Origin of the sequence: Rhizobium grahamii (genome assembly GCF_009498215.1) — a bacterium.
Lineage (GTDB): Bacteria > Pseudomonadota > Alphaproteobacteria > Rhizobiales > Rhizobiaceae > Rhizobium > Rhizobium grahamii_A.
This window is the reverse complement of record NZ_CP043499.1, coordinates 1,930,621-1,947,307: the sequence shown is the minus strand read 5'-3', so window position 1 is coordinate 1,947,307 and position 16,687 is coordinate 1,930,621. Positions and strand designations below refer to the sequence as shown.

15 protein-coding genes are annotated in these 16,687 nt (G+C 60.1%); 9 read left to right on the top strand and 6 right to left on the bottom strand.

What is annotated here, in order from left to right; all coding sequences use genetic code 11:
• Nucleotides 1–25: 25 nt before the first annotated feature.
• The 6 genes from FZ934_RS27625 to FZ934_RS27600 all read right to left on the bottom strand — a co-directional run bounded on the left by FZ934_RS27625 (nucleotide 26) and on the right by FZ934_RS27600 (nucleotide 6,878).
• Nucleotides 26–1,537 (bottom strand): FGGY-family carbohydrate kinase, encoded by a 1,512-nt coding sequence (locus FZ934_RS27625; RefSeq protein WP_153272505.1) that lies wholly within the window; start codon nucleotides 1,535–1,537, stop codon nucleotides 26–28.
• Nucleotides 1,538–1,576: 39 nt separating this feature from the next.
• Nucleotides 1,577–2,332: a DeoR/GlpR family DNA-binding transcription regulator gene (locus tag FZ934_RS27620; RefSeq protein ID WP_432443677.1), complete on the bottom strand. Its 756-nt coding sequence runs from the start codon at nucleotides 2,330–2,332 to the stop codon at nucleotides 1,577–1,579.
• A gap of 213 nt (nucleotides 2,333–2,545) precedes the next feature.
• Nucleotides 2,546–3,493: a D-ribose ABC transporter substrate-binding protein gene (locus tag FZ934_RS27615; protein ID WP_153272503.1), complete on the bottom strand. Its 948-nt coding sequence runs from the start codon at nucleotides 3,491–3,493 to the stop codon at nucleotides 2,546–2,548.
• A gap of 112 nt (nucleotides 3,494–3,605) precedes the next feature.
• Nucleotides 3,606–4,658, bottom strand: coding sequence for an ABC transporter permease (locus tag FZ934_RS27610; RefSeq protein WP_153272502.1), 1,053 nt, complete (start codon nucleotides 4,656–4,658; stop codon nucleotides 3,606–3,608).
• 22 nt (nucleotides 4,659–4,680) lie between these two features.
• The gene (locus tag FZ934_RS27605; RefSeq protein WP_153272501.1) at nucleotides 4,681–6,225 is read right to left on the bottom strand and encodes a sugar ABC transporter ATP-binding protein; all 1,545 of its coding nucleotides are present in this window, start codon (nucleotides 6,223–6,225) and stop codon (nucleotides 4,681–4,683) included.
• Nucleotides 6,222–6,878 (bottom strand): DUF2291 family protein, encoded by a 657-nt coding sequence (locus FZ934_RS27600; protein WP_153272500.1) that lies wholly within the window; start codon nucleotides 6,876–6,878, stop codon nucleotides 6,222–6,224. The genes FZ934_RS27605 and FZ934_RS27600 overlap by 4 nt, the downstream gene beginning before the upstream one ends.
• 778 nt (nucleotides 6,879–7,656) lie before the next feature.
• Here FZ934_RS27600 and FZ934_RS27595 point away from each other — a divergent pair.
• The 9 genes from FZ934_RS27595 (at nucleotide 7,657) to dhaL (ending at nucleotide 16,617) form a co-directional block, all read left to right on the top strand.
• A complete protein-coding gene (locus FZ934_RS27595; protein WP_153272499.1) occupies nucleotides 7,657–9,243 on the top strand; it encodes an FGGY-family carbohydrate kinase in 1,587 nt (528 codons plus the stop codon).
• Between the two features lie 25 nt (nucleotides 9,244–9,268).
• Nucleotides 9,269–10,777: a glycerol-3-phosphate dehydrogenase gene (locus FZ934_RS27590; protein ID WP_153273941.1), complete on the top strand. Its 1,509-nt coding sequence runs from the start codon at nucleotides 9,269–9,271 to the stop codon at nucleotides 10,775–10,777.
• An 11-nt stretch (nucleotides 10,778–10,788) separates the two neighbouring features.
• Nucleotides 10,789–11,721: a sugar phosphate isomerase/epimerase family protein gene (locus tag FZ934_RS27585; RefSeq protein ID WP_153273940.1), complete on the top strand. Its 933-nt coding sequence runs from the start codon at nucleotides 10,789–10,791 to the stop codon at nucleotides 11,719–11,721.
• 73 nt (nucleotides 11,722–11,794) lie between these two features.
• Nucleotides 11,795–12,730 (top strand): sugar-binding transcriptional regulator, encoded by a 936-nt coding sequence (locus FZ934_RS27580; RefSeq protein WP_153273939.1) that lies wholly within the window; start codon nucleotides 11,795–11,797, stop codon nucleotides 12,728–12,730.
• Nucleotides 12,731–12,817: 87 nt separating this feature from the next.
• A complete protein-coding gene (locus FZ934_RS27575; protein WP_113364820.1) occupies nucleotides 12,818–13,588 on the top strand; it encodes a DeoR/GlpR family DNA-binding transcription regulator in 771 nt (256 codons plus the stop codon).
• A gap of 3 nt (nucleotides 13,589–13,591) precedes the next feature.
• Nucleotides 13,592–14,362 (top strand): triose-phosphate isomerase, encoded by a 771-nt coding sequence (locus FZ934_RS27570; protein WP_153273938.1) that lies wholly within the window; start codon nucleotides 13,592–13,594, stop codon nucleotides 14,360–14,362.
• A gap of 11 nt (nucleotides 14,363–14,373) precedes the next feature.
• On the top strand, nucleotides 14,374–14,829 hold the full coding sequence (locus FZ934_RS27565) for an RpiB/LacA/LacB family sugar-phosphate isomerase (protein ID WP_153273937.1): 456 nt from the start codon (nucleotides 14,374–14,376) through the stop codon (nucleotides 14,827–14,829).
• A 128-nt stretch (nucleotides 14,830–14,957) separates the two neighbouring features.
• Complete coding sequence (locus FZ934_RS27560; RefSeq protein ID WP_153273936.1) at nucleotides 14,958–15,965, top strand: dihydroxyacetone kinase subunit DhaK; 1,008 nt, start codon at nucleotides 14,958–14,960, stop codon at nucleotides 15,963–15,965.
• 13 nt (nucleotides 15,966–15,978) lie between these two features.
• On the top strand, nucleotides 15,979–16,617 hold the full coding sequence (gene dhaL, locus FZ934_RS27555; RefSeq protein ID WP_153273935.1) for a dihydroxyacetone kinase subunit DhaL: 639 nt from the start codon (nucleotides 15,979–15,981) through the stop codon (nucleotides 16,615–16,617).
• The last annotated feature ends 70 nt before the right edge of the window (nucleotides 16,618–16,687 follow it).

Genomic DNA, 16,687 nt, shown 5'->3' with positions numbered 1-16,687 from the left:
GCGATACGCTGCGGGTCTTTCACAATCAATGTTCGGGCGAGGATGCGAGATCGGCGATTTTCGGCCACAGCGGCTTCATCGCCTCTGCAATCTCGCGGAAAACCTCAAAGCGCTTCTCGTACTGCGCCCTGCGGGCTGGATCGGGGTGATAAACCTGCGTCGCCGCCGCAGTGCCCTGGTCGCTCTGGAGGTCGGCAAAGATCCCGACGCCACGACCGGCGCAAAGCGCTGCGCCCCAGGCGGCGGCCTCATCGGTCTGGGACGTCGTTACCGGCATTCCAAGCACATCAGCAAAGATCTGGACGACGGACGGGTTGCGGGAAACACCGCCGGCCAGCCTGACCTGCGAAAAGCTGAAGCCGTCCTTGAGCGCGTCTACATGAATGCGGTGATTGAACGCGATACCCTCAAGCACGGCGCGCAGCAAATCTCCGCGATCATGCCAGCCGCCGAGGCCGAAGAAGCCGGCGCTGGCGGAAGAACCGTAAGGCGAGCCGAACAGATAGGGATGGAAAAGCGCCGTCGACGGGCGGGAAAGCGCCGCCTCGATTTCCGGTCCGAGCAAAGCATGGATCGAGGCAGCGGTCGTCTGTTCGGCGGCACACAGGCGATCCAGGAACCATTCGTAGTTTGCGCTCGATGCCGGCGAGATCGACATGTTGTTCCAGGTGCCGGGCGTGATGCCGTTGCGGCAGAACCATCGGCGATCGACGCGCGGTTCTGAGGACAAGGTTTCGTTAATCGAATAGGTGCCGGCGATGACGGCTACAACGCCCTCCGCATAGCCGCCTGCTCCCAATGCGGACGCGGTCACATCGTGCAGTCCGGCAACGACAGGCGTACCTTCGACAAGGCCGGTCAATGAAGCCGCGTCTCTGCTGACAGCACCGATGACTTCGTCCGAGCGAGCCGCCGGCGGCAAAGCGTGGTCAAGATCGGAAAGCCCAAACATACGCAGTGCATCCCCGGTATATTCCTGGGTCCGGACATCCGTGAATGAGGTGCTGGCCTCGGTTCGATCCGTCCCCGCAACTCCCGTCAGGCAGAAACGCAGCCAGTCCTTGCAGCTCATCAGGTGACCGATCCGGCCATAACGCTCCGGTTCCATCTTCCTGATCCAGGCAAGAAGCGCCGATGGCGCCGACACGTGGGGAACCTGACCGGTAAGCTCTATCGAACACTCCGCGACATCGCTCTCGTTCCACGCTTCGACAATAGCGCCGGCGCGGCTGTCCAATGATAGTATCCCGCGCCCAAGGGGTCGGTGCTTTCCATCAAGAAGATAGATGCCGTCGCCATGCGCCGTGGCGCCGATTGCCTGAATATCGGAAGCCGGTCGACCGCTGAGGGCGATCGCTTCCCGGATCGCGTCAGCTGTGGCGTTCCAGAGTTCGACCATATCGCGTTCGACATGACGCGCTTTCGGCATGAATTGCGTGACCTTGCGGCGCGCGACGGCAATTGGCGTTCCGTCGATGTCGAAGATGACGGCCTTGGTAACGGTCAGGCCGCTATCGATCCCAAGCAGACTCGGCATAAACTCTCACTTCCGCTGGAACCGACAGCGCACGCTTCGTCATGAACGCGCGCCACTCGGTCTAGCAATGACAACATTAATGTCTCTCGACCGCATCCGGTCGATGTGAACTGGAGATATCTTGTCGTCGACGATGACGACGTCGAAGTCCTCCAGCGCGGCAAAACTGTGAAGCGCTCGCCGTTCGAACTTGGTGTGATCGGCAAGCAGGATGCGCTTGACCGAGCAATCGAACATCGCTCGCTTCGTGTCGATGGTTTCAGGTGACTGATGCAGCACCGTGCCGTCGCTGATCGCCGACATCGAGATCAACGCGATATCGGCCCTGAGCGCCTTGATCTCGTTGATCGTCATGCGGCCCATGAATGCGTTGCACCAGTTGTAGTATTGCCCTCCGAGACCGATCAGCGTTACGTCATGCATGCCGGTCAAGGCGTTCATCAGCGTCAGGGAATTGGTGATTGCGGTAATCGGCACCTTGGCAGGCAGATGCGGCACCATCTGCAGAACCGTGGTAGAGTCGTCGAAAAAGATCGCCTGGCCCGGCTCCACGAACTGCATGGCAGCTTCTGCGATCAGTTTCTTCTCGGCGGCCTGACGGTTCGCTCGATAGACATCGCTGGATTCGATGAGATTGGTTGCGGCGGCGGTGACAATACCGCGGGTTTTCCGGAACAGGCCACGGCTGACCAGTTCGTCCACGTCGCGATGCGCAGTCATCAGGCTGATGCCGAAGCGATCCGTCAGATCTTCGATCCGCATGGAGCCTTCACTCATGACCGCCTCTGCGATCATCCGGCGGCGCGCAATCTGGCGCGTCTGCCGACTGTCGCTCGTCAGTTCGTCCAACAGGTTTTCGCCTTGGCTTGTCTTCTGTGTCACGGGTTACCCCTGTCGCTGAAATTTCCAGATATCAGCTTCCTACAGCCATTGCGGATTCGAGGCAAAATCGATTGGAAACGGGCAGTTGCCTGCCCGCTTCCAGCTTGGGAGAACCGTCTTTACGGCTTACTGCGAGAGAACAAAGGGACCGGTATACTTGTCGACATTGTCCTTGGTGATCAGCAGGCAATCGAACAGCTGCTTCTCGCTCTTGGCGCCCGTGCTGCCATTCTTGATGACGTTATCAGCCTGCTTCACAGCTTCTTCCGAGAAGATGGCGACCGGCTGAAGCACCGTGTACTGCAATTCGCCTGCCTTGATAGCGGCAACAGCATCCGGCGAACCGTCGAAGCCGCCAACCTTGACGTTAGCGAGCTTGCCGGCTTCCTTGAGCGCTGCGATCGCGCCAAGCGCCATTTCGTCATTGCCGGAGATCACGCCGATGATGTCAGGATTTGCCTGCAGCATCGACTGCATCTTGTTGTGACCCTGGGTACGATCCCAGTTAGCCACTTCCTTTGCTGCCTTCTGCAGGTCCGGATACTGCGTCAGAACGGTCTCGTAGCCGTTGGAGCGAGTAGCTGCATTGTTGTCGGATGGTGCGCCGAACAGTTCTGCGTACTTGCCCTTGTCGCCAACGGCTTCGACCCACTGCTGCGCGCCGATCGCGGCACCCTGCGCGTTGTTGGAAACGAGCTGTGCCTTGGCTAGTCCTTCCTGGTTAATCTCGGCGTTGACGAGAATGACCGGAATACCCGCAGCGACCGCCTTCTTCACCGCGCCGACCGAACCGTCAGCGTTGGCGGGATCGAGAATGATCGCAACCGACTTGTTGGTGATTGCCGTGTCGATCAGATTGCTTTCGGTGTTGGTGTCGCCCTTGTGAGCGCTGACCGACGCGGTGTAGCCGAGCTTTTCCGCGGTCGCCTTGGCGACATTGCCTTCCGTCAGCCAGTAGGGGTTGGACGGATCGTTGACGATGATCGTCATCTGGCCCGCTGCCCAAGCGGTGCTGACGAGGATCGGTGCCACTGCAGCGGCGGCCAGAAGAATGCGCATGCCTCTCTTAAACATAGTCTCTCTCCCTTTAGTGAGCTCAGTTATCTGCCGGTCAACCGGCCATGCTTTCCCCAACCGGCTTTGCACGATGCAGCCTGACGTCGTGGACAAGTTTCGATCTAGGCCGTCAGGACGTCTTGACCCGGCGGCCGTATTGAATGCTGTTCATCAGGACGGCGAGAACAATGACCGCGCCCGTAAATACCGTCTGCCAGTAGGCCGACACGCCGATGATCACGAGACCGTCGGAGAGGAAGCCGATGACGAACGCGCCGAGCATTGTCCCGCGAACCGTACCGCGACCGCCGGTCAGTGCTGCCCCGCCGATGACGACGGCAGCAATGGCCGTAAGTTCGTAGGTCGTACCGGCCGTCGGACCAGCGGAGGTCAGCTGTGACGACAGGACCAGGCCGGCGATTGCTGCGCAGATGCCCGATAGGACATAGACTGTGATCTTGACGCGCTTGACGGGAACACCCGAAAGATCAGCGGCGCGCTCGTTACCGCCCGAGGCGTATAGCCAGCGACCGAACGCGGTCTTGCTCAGGACGATGCCGCAGACGATTGCCAGGACAGCAAGCACGATGACGCCGATCGGAACACCAGCCAGTCGATTGAAGCCCAGCCAATCGAAGCCGGTGTTGCCCAACTCCGGGCGGCCGCCGAGATTGTTGTAGGTCAAACCATTGGTCATCAGGAGGGCAATGCCGCGTGCGACATAGAGCACGCCGAGCGAGGCAACGAAGGCCGGCACCTTGAGGTAGGCGATCAGCACGCCATTCACGGCGCCGACGAGCGCACCGAGAGCGCAGGTGATAATGACAACGGCCCAGACCGGCGGATAGAGGATGACACCGAAGGCATTGAGCGTGACGCCCTGCATCAGGAAGCCCGCGATGCAGCCGGCAAGGCCGAGCGTCGATCCAACGGAGAGGTCAATGCCGCCATTGAGAATGACCAGCAGCATGCCAATGGCGAGAATGCCGAAGATCGCGACGTGCGACGCCATGATCAGGAAGTTGCTGAGCGAGAAGTAATAAGGCGACAGGAACGAGAATACCGCGATGATGACGATCAGCGCGAAGAAGGCTCGTCCTTCCAGGATCAGGCGCACGATATTGTTGTTGCGCTTCTGGCCGTTGGATACTGATTTTTTCTCTGTGACGTTCGTGACTGACATAATCAGTACTCCATGTTTCCGGCTAGTGCGCGACCACGGCTTCGCCCGAGGCGGCCATGATCTTTTCCTTGGTGACATCAGAACCGAATTCGGCCGAGATCTTGCCGCGGCGCATGACGATGATGCGATGCGCAATGCTGAGGCATTCATTGACTTCCGAAGTCGAGTAGATGACGGCAAGCCCTTGCTTGGCGCGCTCGGCCAAGAGCTTGAAGACTTCAGCCTTGGCGCCGATGTCGATACCGCGGCTAGGCTCGTCCAGCAGAATGACCTTGGGTTCGGTCGCAAGCATCTTGCCGATGACGACCTTCTGTTGGTTGCCGCCAGAGAGCGAGCCGATCGCGGCATCGCCGCCATCCGTCTTCACATGCACCTTGCGGATCGAGGCTCCGACAAGTTCACGTTCACGCCGGCTGGAGGTGAATAGACCCTTCGTGAAGGTTCGAATGCTGGCAAGTGACAGGTTGGACCCGACCGTCATCGTCTGGACCAGGCCGTCACGCTGACGATCTTCGGGAACCAGCACCAGGCCGCTGGCGATCCGGTCTGCGATGCTCAAATGTCTGACATCCTGGCCGTCGAGCAGAATATGGCCACCGCGGGCGTGCAGCCGTCCGGCAACGCATTCGAGCAGTTCGGTGCGGCCGGCTCCCATCAGACCATAGATGCACACCACCTCGCCGGCTCGCACATTGAGCGAAAGCCGATCGACCGCATTGTAGGCGGCGCCCGATGGGCCGGGGACGGTCAGATTGTCGATCGAGAGCGCGACATTGCCGAAGTCGTATCCGTCGGGCGGATTGCCGAGGTCGAAATTGTCGCCGACCATGTTGCGCACGATCCATTCGAGATCGATGTCCTTGCGCTCGGCGTAGGCGGTCATGTTGCCGTCGCGCAGGACAACGGCATGATTGGTGATCTGAAGCGCTTCCTCGAGGTGGTGCGAGATATAGACGATCGAGACGCCGCGGCTCTTCAGATCGTGGATGACCTTGAAGAGAACTTCCACTTCGGCGGCGCTCAATGCCGAAGTCGGCTCATCCATGATGAGAATGCGCGAGTTTACCGACAGCGCACGGGCGATCTCAACGATCTGCTGTTGTCCCAGGCGAAGATCTTCAACGGGCGTCAATGGGTCGATGTCTTCTTCGAGCTCTTGCATCAAGGCGCGCGTCTGGCGCTCCTCTTCTGCGAAGTCGACCACCCCGCCGGTGATGATCTCACGGCCCATGAAGATGTTGTCGCGCACACTCAAGTTGGGTGCGAGGCTGAGCTCCTGGTGAATGATCGAAATTCCATTCTCGCGAGCATGCGTAGACGACGCGAAGCTGATCGGCTGGCCGTCAAGAATGATTTCTCCCGAGCTCGGCTGAACAACGCCAGAAAGGATCTTCATGAGCGTAGACTTGCCGGCGCCGTTTTCGCCGAACAAGGTCGTCACCTGGCCTTTATGAATGTCGAAATTGACACCCTTCAGAGCGTGGACGCTGCCGTAGGACTTCGCGATGTTGCGAGCAGCAAGGACGACTTCGCCCTGCGCCTGAGGTATTTGTGACGGCTGGCTCATTTCACTTCAACCTTCACCGGCGTCACGAGCCAGTTCTTCGGATTCACGAGCTTGAAAACGCCGACCACCGAGGCCGTCTTGCCTGTCAGTGTCGCCGGATCCAGATTGGCCAGAACGGATTTCTTCATCTCGTTGTTGATGGCCGAGCCGGCATCCTGAAACTGGATCTGGTTGGTAAACTGGCCGAACTCGATCGTCCCGGTCGCATCACGCAGGTCCGTACCATTCACGGCTGGGCCAGTCTGAACGCGGACGGTTACATCCGCCGGCAATCCGTCGACCTTGAGTTCGTTGTAATTGGACTTCCTCTCGCCGAAGACGCCGTTGAGTGTGACGGGAAGGACGGGCCCGGTGGTCGTCGCCACGCCATACTTCTCACCCGCCGCCTTCTTGTCGGCAGCAATCGCGTTTGCGAGTTCGGTCGCCGCGACCGCCTTTTGCTGCACCGCAGCCTGGATCTTCGGAAACTGCTCTGCGCCATAGGATTCGGGCGAAAACGCCTGCTGCCGGACATCGTCCCCGGAGCCGATCCGAACCACCGTGGTATCAATCGCGATAGCGCCAACGACAATGATTGCGAGCGCGGCGCCGAGGATCGGCTTGAGATTGCTGCGTGTTGCGCGAGTGGCGGAAGTTTCGGTTTGCGTGCTCATTTCCGGGCGCCTTTGAACTTACTTGTCGGATGTCTTCGAGGGTTGCGAGCAAGTCGCCACGACACTGATCGAAAGTCGCGCGCAACTACCACCGGGCACGGACGCATCACCGCCCCGCAACCGGGACCGATCAGACGGCTCGCCTAGGCTCGACATACGAATGAATGTGTCCACGAAACTCTCCTCGGCAAGGCAGGCGACCATCTCCTCCGGTCGCGATACCCAGACTCCACTACGCCATTCAGCCTTGGGGCTCGTGATAGCATTGTGGTATTAACTGCAGTTAAGATGTTATAATTTTCATACGCTGTCAACGCAGACTCCTCACAAATTTGGGTGGGTAACCGGAATTTGAGAGACGATCGAAGTCATTGCAATGCAACAAAATGGGTACTCACTTATACGCCGCGCAACATTTTGCGGATTTCGATATCATAGCTATCTATAGGATATAGCTATATATATTCCAAACAACCAATTTCTTGTCGGGAGGCGCCGTGGCCTTCAACGACGTAAAGAGCGCCCAATTTCAGAAAGACCCCACCATTCAATCTTACCTGAATATTTTTTCATTGATAGAAAAAATTTACTGGCGAAATGGTATCTTTATGTTATATTTCTGGGCGAGTTGACTGGGAGGCCCGACGACCGGCTTCATTCACCCAAAGGCTCTCGGTCAAAGAGGAAAGGGCGGCGGCGGCCGCCGGGGAGGTTTCGATGCCCACGACAAGCGGCTTGCGCACTGTCGCGCTTCGAATGGCGGTGAGATAATCACGCAATGGCTGAAAACGATCAGATCATTATTGGAATCGATGCGGGAACCTCGGTCATCAAGGCGGTCGCCTTTGATCTGTCCGGCGCGCAGATTGCCATCTCGTCGGTCCGCAACGCCTATTCAACCGGGAACGATGGCTCAGCCACGCAGTCGCTGAGCCAGACGTGGCGCGACTGCGTCAGCGCGTTGCGGGGTCTCAGCGCAAAAGTCCACGGTCTCGCATCGCGCACAGCCGCGATTTCCGTCACCGGTCAAGGCGATGGAACATGGCTTGTCGGCGCCGGCAACGAGCCGATCTCCGACGCCTGGCTATGGCTTGACGCTCGTGCGGCCTCGACGGTTACAGCGCTCGCCGACCAGCCTCAAAATCGTGCCCGTTTCGAAGCCACCGGCACCGGCCTGAATACCTGCCAGCAGGGCGCCCAGCTCGCGCACATGGACCGTTACTTTCCCGAACTGGTCAGTCGCGCGGAAGTGGCTCTGCACTGCAAGGACTGGCTCTACCTCAATCTGACCGGCGTGCGCGCCACGGATCCATCCGAAGCAAGTTTCACCTTCGGGAATTTTCGGACGCGCAGCTATGATCCCGTCGTGATCGATGCGCTCGGCCTCACCCGCAGGCGCGGCCTTCTGCCCGAAATCATCGAGGGCACGGAAGTCAGCCATGCGCTGACGCAGGAAGCGGCCGATGCCTGTGGCCTTCTCGCCGGCACGCGGGTCTGCCTCGGCTATGTCGACATGGTGATGACGGCACTCGGCGCGGGCGTGCGTGACGGCGGGCGCAACGCTGCCTGTTCGACGATCGGATCGACGGGCGTGCATCTGCGCGCAAAATCCGTCGGCGACGTACACCTGAATGCCGAGGGAACCGGCTATGTCATTGCGCTGCCGATCCCTGGAATCGTTACCCAGGTGCAGACCAATATGGGGTCGACGATAAACATCGACTGGCTGCTTGAGATCGCCGGCTCGCTGATGGCGGAAGCGGGCAAGCCCGTCTCTCACGCCGAACTCGTTTCGAGGGTCGATGACTGGTTTGCAAAGAGCCAGCCTGGAGGTGTGGTTTACCACCCCTACATCTCGGAGGCCGGAGAACGTGGCCCGTTCGTCAACGCCAACGCGCGCGCCGGCTTTAGCGGCCTCTCGGTCCGCCACGGCTTTCCCGACCTGTTGCGCAGCGTCATCGAAGGCCTGGGGCTTGCAACGCGCGACTGCTACGCCGCGATGGGCGATAAACCCGACGAACTTCGGATCACGGGCGGCGCGACCCGCTCGGTGGCTCTGCGGCGTTCTCTTTCTGCCGCTGTCAACGCGCCCATCCGTCTGTCGCGCCGCGAAGAAACCGGCGCCGCCGGCGCTGCGATGATGGCTGCCGTTGCAATCGGTGCCTATCCGAGCATGGACGAGTGCATCGCAAGCTGGGTTACGCCGTTGCTCGGCGATGTTGAAGTTCCAGACGCCCAGGAGGCCCTTCGCTTCGATCAGCTCTATGGCGCCTACACCGATATCCGCCGCGCGATGCCACCGGTTTGGGACAGACTCGCGTCGCCCGCAGTGACATCGCCTTCCAGCAACGAACCCAAGTCTTGATGCTGGAGCATCGAAGGAGCATGGCATGACTGATTTAGCAGTGGATCTCTTCGTCATCGGCGGCGGCATCAACGGCGCCGGTATCGCGCGCGATGCCGCCGGGCGCGGGTTGAAGGTCGTATTGTGCGAAAAGGACGATCTGGCACAGGGCACGTCCTCGCGATCGGGGAAACTGGTGCATGGCGGTCTGCGCTATCTCGAGTATTACGAATTCCGCCTCGTGCGCGAAGCGCTCATCGAACGCGAAGTGTTGCTGAATGCAGCGCCGCACATCATCTGGCCAATGCGTTTCGTGCTGCCGCACAGCCCGCCAGATCGCCCTGCATGGCTCGTAAGGCTTGGTCTCTTTCTCTACGACCACCTCGGAGGCCGCAAGAAGCTGCCCGGCACGCGCACGCTCAACCTATTGCGGGATCCGGAAGGCACGCCGATCCTTGATCAGTATGCCAAGGGCTTCGAATATTCCGACTGTTGGGTGGATGACGCCCGCCTCGTGACTCTGAATGCCGTCGGCGCAGCGGAGAAAGGCGCGGTCGTGCTGACTCGCTCTCCGGCGACCTCGGCGCGGCGTGAAAACGGCGGCTGGATCGTGACGACGAAGAACAGCCGCACAGGTGAAACGCGGACGTTCCGGGCCAAGTGCCTCGTCAACTGCGCTGGTCCCTGGGTGACGGATATCATCAATAGGGTTGCCGGATCGAACTCGAGCCGGAACGTGCGCCTCGTCAAGGGCAGTCATATCATCGTGCCCAAGTTCTGGGCCGGCTCGAATGCCTATCTGGTACAGAACCACGACAAGCGCGTCATTTTCATCAATCCCTACGAGGGCGACAAGGCGCTGATCGGAACGACCGATATCGCCTACGAAGGCCGCGCCGAGGACGTCACGGCCGACGAAGCGGAAATCGACTACCTGCTGAAGGCCGTCAATCGTTACTTCAAGGAGAAGCTCCGCAGGCAGGACGTGTTGCACAGCTTCTCCGGTGTGCGCCCGCTGTTCGACGACGGCAAGGGCAACCCCTCCGCCGTGACGCGTGACTATGTGTTCGACCTCGACGAGACGGGCGGAGCACCCCTCCTCAACGTCTTCGGAGGCAAGATCACCACGTTCCGCGAACTTGCAGAACGCGGATTGCAGCGCCTCAAGCATATCTTCCCGAACATGGGCGGGGACTGGACGCAGGGTGTTCCGCTGCCGGGTGGTGAAATCCCGAACGCTGATTATGAGACCTTCGCCAACAGCCTGCGCGATGCCTATCCGTGGATGGGACGCAAGCTGGTGCACCACTACGGTCGCCTTTACGGTGCCCGCGCGAAAAACGTGATCGCCGGGGCAACCAGCGCAGAAGGCCTCGGCAGGCACTTCGGCGGCCAGCTTTATGAGGCAGAGGCCCGCTATCTGGTCGCAACCGAGTGGGCAGAGACGGCTGAAGACATCCTGTACCGGCGCACCAAGCATTATCTGCATTTGACCGAAGCCGAACGCGCGGCCTTCACCGAATGGTTTGCCTCGGCCCGTCTTGTTGCCGCCTGAAGGATACACCGATGCCTTTGACGCTTTCGCTCAATACCAATCCGCTCGTGAATCGCTTTGCGGATCCGGACGACCTGATCGATACAGTGGCTCGCGACCTGCGACTGCGCGACCTGCAACTGACCCACGAATTCATCAATCCGAGCTGGCAGGCGCCAGTCATTCGCCGAATGACACGCAGCATGGATGCAGCACTCCAGCGAACCGGCGTCCGTGTGACCTCCGGCATGACTGGCCCCTATGGTCGCCTCAACCACTTTGGCCACCCGGACAAGGATGTCCGGCGCTACTATATCGACTGGTTCAAGACATTTGCCGATATCATCGGCGACCTCGGCGGCCAGTCCGTCGGAACGCAGTTCGCAATCTTCACCTACAAGGACTTCGATGATCCGGTTCGCCGCGAAGAACTGATCAGCATCGCCATCGACTGCTGGGCAGAGGTCGCCGAGCACGCCCGCGCAGCCGGTCTGTCCTATGTCTTCTGGGAACCTATGAGTATCGGACGCGAGTTCGGAGAGACGATATCCGCCTGCCTGGCTCTGCAGGAGCGCCTGACGGCCGCAAACCTCGCAATTCCGATGTGGATGATGGCCGACGTCGATCACGGCGACGTCACTTCCGCCAACCCCGACGATTACGATCCCTATGCGTGGGCGCGCGCGGTTCCCAAGGTATCGCCGATCATCCACATCAAACAGAGCCTCATGGACAAGGGCGGTCATCGTCCCTTCACCGCTGCATTCAACGCTAAGGGCCGCATTCAGCCCGCCCCCCTCCTTCAAGCCTTTGCCGAAGGCGGCGCCGTCGACAACGAAATCTGCCTCGAACTCTCGTTCAAGGAGCGGGAGCCTAATGACCGCGAGGTCATTCCGCAAATCGCCGAGAGCGTCGCATTCTGGGCGCCTCACATCGACACTGGCGTTGCCGACTTGAACATTTGATCCGGAGATTTACAAAGTCGTCCTCCTAAGGCGCGGCAGAAGATCCGGCCACAAGACAAGAAGGGAACTGCTCATGGCGGACACTGATGACACGCTTGCCGTGCGTGCCGCCTGGCTGCATTACGCCGGCGGGCTCACTCAATCCGATGTCGCCAAGCGGCTTGGCGTTCCATCGGTGAAAGCGCATCGGTTGATCGCGAAAGCTGTGGCTGAAGGTGTCGTCAAGGTAACGATCGACGGCGATATCGTCGAGTGCGTTGCGCTTGAGAACAAGCTCTCGGAGCGGTTCGGGCTGCGTTACTGTGAGGTGGCCCCCGATCTCGGGGAGGAAGGCCTTCCGCTCAGAGCGCTCGGTCACGCCGGCGCGACCTTCCTGAAACGGGAAATCGAGCGCGGCGACAACAGCGTCATCGGCCTCGGGCACGGGCGGACGCTTGCGGCGGCCGTACAATACATGCCGCGTGTCGCGGCCAAGGATGTGCGCTTCGTATCCCTGCTTGGCGGGTTGACGAGGAATTACGGCGCCAATCCCTACGATGTGATGCATCGAATTGCGGAGAAAACCGGCACGCATGCCTTCGTGATGCCGGTCCCCTTCTTTGCCAATACTGGCGAGGATCGGGAAGTTCTGCGTGCCCAGCGCGGCGTGAAGGAGGTCTTCGACCTTGCAAACAAGGCGGATCTGAAACTTGTCGGCCTTGGGACCGTCGATGCCGAAGCACAGCTCGTACTTTCCGGCATGGTCGAGCCCGCCGAGATTCAGGATATCGCTGCCGCGGGCGGCGTCGGAGAGATCCTCGGGCACTTCTTCGATGCGAATGGAGAGGTCCTTGATACCGCCCTCACGGCGCGGACACTCTCAGCCTCCTTTCCACAAAAGCGAACTGAGCGACTGGTCGCGCTTGCGGGCGGACAGTCGAAGGTCGAGGCGATCCGCGCCATTCTCAACAGCCACCGTCTGTTTGGGCTGATTACCGATGAACGCACCGCCAAGGCGCTGCTCACTTAATAACAGGATATCATCCCAATATAACAATGATGATGTTGCATAATGTGATATTCATGTTATGTTTCACACAACATTATGGAGCATCCGATGAAGCGCGAGGAGCGGCAGCAGTCGATCATCAACCTGCTCGTCGAAAGCAAGACCGTCGACCTCGATGATCTTGCAGATCGCTTCACTGTCTCGAAAATGACGATCCATCGCGATCTCGACGAACTCGAGCAAGCGGGTGTCCTTCGCAAGGTCCGCGGCGGCGCGACGATTGATGCCGGCACCCAGTTCGAAAGCGATTTCCGCATCCGTGAGCGGCAGGGTAACGAAGCTAAGATTGCCATGGCACGCGCGGCTCTCTCGCTCGTCGAACCGGGCATGACAGTCATGGTCAATGACGGATCGATGGCCGCTGTCCTCGGCGAGATGCTGCTGCACAAGCGACCGCTGACGCTGATCACCAACAATGCGGCGATCATGGAAAGACTGAAGGGCGAATCCGGGATCACGCTGATTGCCCTTGGCGGTATCTATTCGCCGAAGTTCAATGCCTTTCTCGGCGTCGTGACTGAGGAGGCGCTGTTTCGGTTGCGAGCTGACATCGCTTTCATCTCGACACCTGCTGTCAGCGGCAGGCTCGCCTATCACATGGACGACAATGTCGTGCGGGCGAAGCGGGCAATGATGTCGTCGGCGACGCGCAAGTGCCTACTCGTGAACCACCAGCGTTTTGGCCACACGGCCCTGCATGCCATGGCCGAGCTCGCCGACTTCGATGCCATTATCACCGACAGCGCCCCCGGCGTTGCCGTTCAGGAGGAGTTCGATCGGCAAGGCATCCGCCTGACGATCGCCGCAACGCAGGAATAGAACATGACCGACAACCCGCAGTTCTGGATCGGAACCAGTTGGAAAATGAACAAGACGCTTGCGGAGGCCAAGCACTTCGCAAGTGGCCTGCAGGCTGCGGACGCCGCCCGCGATGCGCGCATCCAACGCTTTGTCATTCCGCCCTTCACGGCCGTTCGTGAAGTGAAAGCAATGCTTGCCGACACCTCCGTCAAGGTCGGAGCCCAGAACATGCACTGGGCCGATCAGGGCGCCTGGACCGGAGAGGTCTCGCCGCTGATGCTGAAGGATTGCAACCTCGACATCGTCGAGCTTGGCCACTCCGAGCGTCGCGAGTTCTTTGGCGAAACGGACGAAACGGTCGGGCTGAAGACCGAGGCTGCCGTCCGCCACGGTCTCATTCCCTTGATTTGCATCGGTGAGACCCTTTCGGACCGCGAAAGCGGACAGGCCGCAAAAATCCTCGAGACGCAGGTTCGTGGCGCGCTGGGCAAGCTATCGGCGTCGCAGAAATCTGCACAAATCCTCCTTGCCTACGAGCCCGTCTGGGCAATCGGTGAGAAGGGAATTCCGGCGAGCGCCGACTATGCGGATGCCCGCCAGGCAGAGATCATCGCCGTCGCCGAAGACGTCCTCGGGCGCCAGATCCCTTGCCTCTACGGCGGTTCGGTCAATCCGCAAAACTGCGAGGAACTCATTTCCTGCCCGCATATCGACGGGCTTTTCATCGGCCGTTCTGCCTGGAATGTCGAAGGCTATCTCGACATCCTCGCCAAATGCGCCGCCAAACTCTGAGGAGAAAGACCATGAAGCTTGCAATCGCAGGAGACAGCGCGGGCGAAGGCCTGGCGAAGGTTCTCGCCGATCACCTGAAGGACCGTTTCGACGTTCATGAGGTATCGCGCACGTCCGAAGGGGCGGATCCGTTCTACGCAAACCTCTCCGACCGCGTCGCGTCGGGCGTCCTCGACGGCACCTATGATCGCGCGATCCTGGTCTGCGGCACCGGAATCGGCGTCTGCATTTCGGCAAACAAGGTGCCGGGTATTCGCGCTGCACTCACCCATGACACCTATTCGGCGGAACGTGCAGCCCTGTCGAACAACGCGCAGATCATCACCATGGGCGCCCGCGTCATCGGTAGCGAACTCGCCAAGTCGATCGCGGACGCTTTTCTGACGCAGACGTTCGACGAGCAGGGTCGCTCCGCCAGCAACGTCAACGCTATCAACGAGCTTGATACAAAGTATCACAGCCGCTAGTCATCTGAGCAGTCGCGCTCCACGCGACTGCCATCGGACGGCGGACTTCAACCTTGCCTAACCGGCGTCGATAGCCGCCTGGCAAGTTGGAAGCCGCCTGCCGATCGCACGACAATGGGAGGATTGGCGTGAAGACGAAGAAGCTTATCAATGCCGGCGAAAACGCCGTCGACGAAATGCTGGAGGGCATTCTTTCCGCTCATCCGGATCATCTCTATGCCGTTGACGGTATGCCGCGGGCAATCGTCGCCCGTCATGGACCGCGACAGGGTAAGGTCGGGCTCGTCATCGGTGGCGGCTCCGGACACGAGCCAAGCTTTCTGGGCTTCGTCGGCAAGGGACTTGCCGATGCGGCTGCCGTCGGCAACGTCTTCGCATCTCCTCCGCCCGATCCGATCATCGCCTGCGCAACCGCGGTCAACGGTGGCGCCGGTGTTCTGTTCCTGTACGGCAACTATGCCGGCGACGTCATGAACTTCGACATGGCGGCCGAAATGCTTGCCATGGACGACCTCGAAGTCAGGACAGTCCTGTCAACCGACGATGTCGCATCGGCTCCTGCAGATCAGCGCGAGAAGCGCCGAGGCGTTGCCGGCAACGTATTCATTTTCAAGGCAGCCGGTGCGGCCTGCGACCTGATGTATTCCCTTGATGAGGTCGAACGTGTCGCTCGCTTTGCGAACGAGCGCACCTACACCATGGGTGTTGCCCTTTCCCCCTGCTCGCTTCCACAGACGCTAAAGCCGAATTTTGCCATCGGCGAGAGCGAGATGGAAATCGGCATGGGCATTCATGGCGAACCGGGCGTGGCCCGCGGCGAGCTCGCTCCCGCCGACGCGGTGACCGACACGCTGCTCGACAAGATCCTTGAAGAGATGAAGGCCTCGGCAGGCGATCGCGTCGCCGTCCTGATCAATTCGCTCGGCTCCACGCCGCTGATGGAGCTTTACATTATGATGCGACGCGTGAAGCAGCGCCTCGATCAGATGGGTCTCGTCATTCACACCTCGCTCGTCGGCAACTACTGCACATCGCTGGAGATGGCGGGCGCTTCGATCACCTTGATGCATCTCGATCACGAGCTGCAGCGCCTGATCGATCATCCGTGCGACTGCGCGATGTTCAGGGTGGGCTAAGGGGAGAGAAGCGATGCAGGTTGATGTCGTTCGACTGCAGGAGATGTTCGGCGCGATCGCACAGGCGATGGCGCGCGAGAAGGAACGGCTGTGCGAACTCGATGGCGTGATCGGAGACGCCGACCATGGGATTGCAATGGAGCTTGGCTTTTCTGCCGCGGCGAAGGCCGTCGCGGCGCTTGATCCTGCCACAAGTGACCCAACCGCCGTTTTCAACACCGCGGCCAAGTCTTTTCTGTCGGCAGTCGGCGCCTCGTCCGGTCCTCTTTATGCGACTGCATTCATGCGTGCAGGCGCCGCGGTGAAGGGTAAGCCTTCACTCACCGACGGCGACATGATCGACGCCTTCGAAGCTATGGCAAAGGGCATTCAGGATCGTGGCAAGGCAGAGCCGGGCGAAAAGACGATGGTCGATGCCTGGGCGCCTGCGGCGGCGGCGGCAAGATCCGCACAGCTTGAGGGTAAACCGCTTGTCGCTTGCCTGGAAGCGGCGTTGGACGCTGCAACGAAGGGCGCCGAGGCCACCAAAGACATGATTGCGGCCAAGGGACGTTCGTCGCGGCTTGGGGATCGCGTCATCGGTCATATGGACCCCGGAGCGGCATCGGCCGTCGTGCTGATCGACACAATAGCGCGCTCCTTCGACGCTTGATCAGATCTGCGCCGCGTGCGCCGATCTGCGTGGGAACCGGACTGCAAAATGATCGACCCGCGACAGCAGG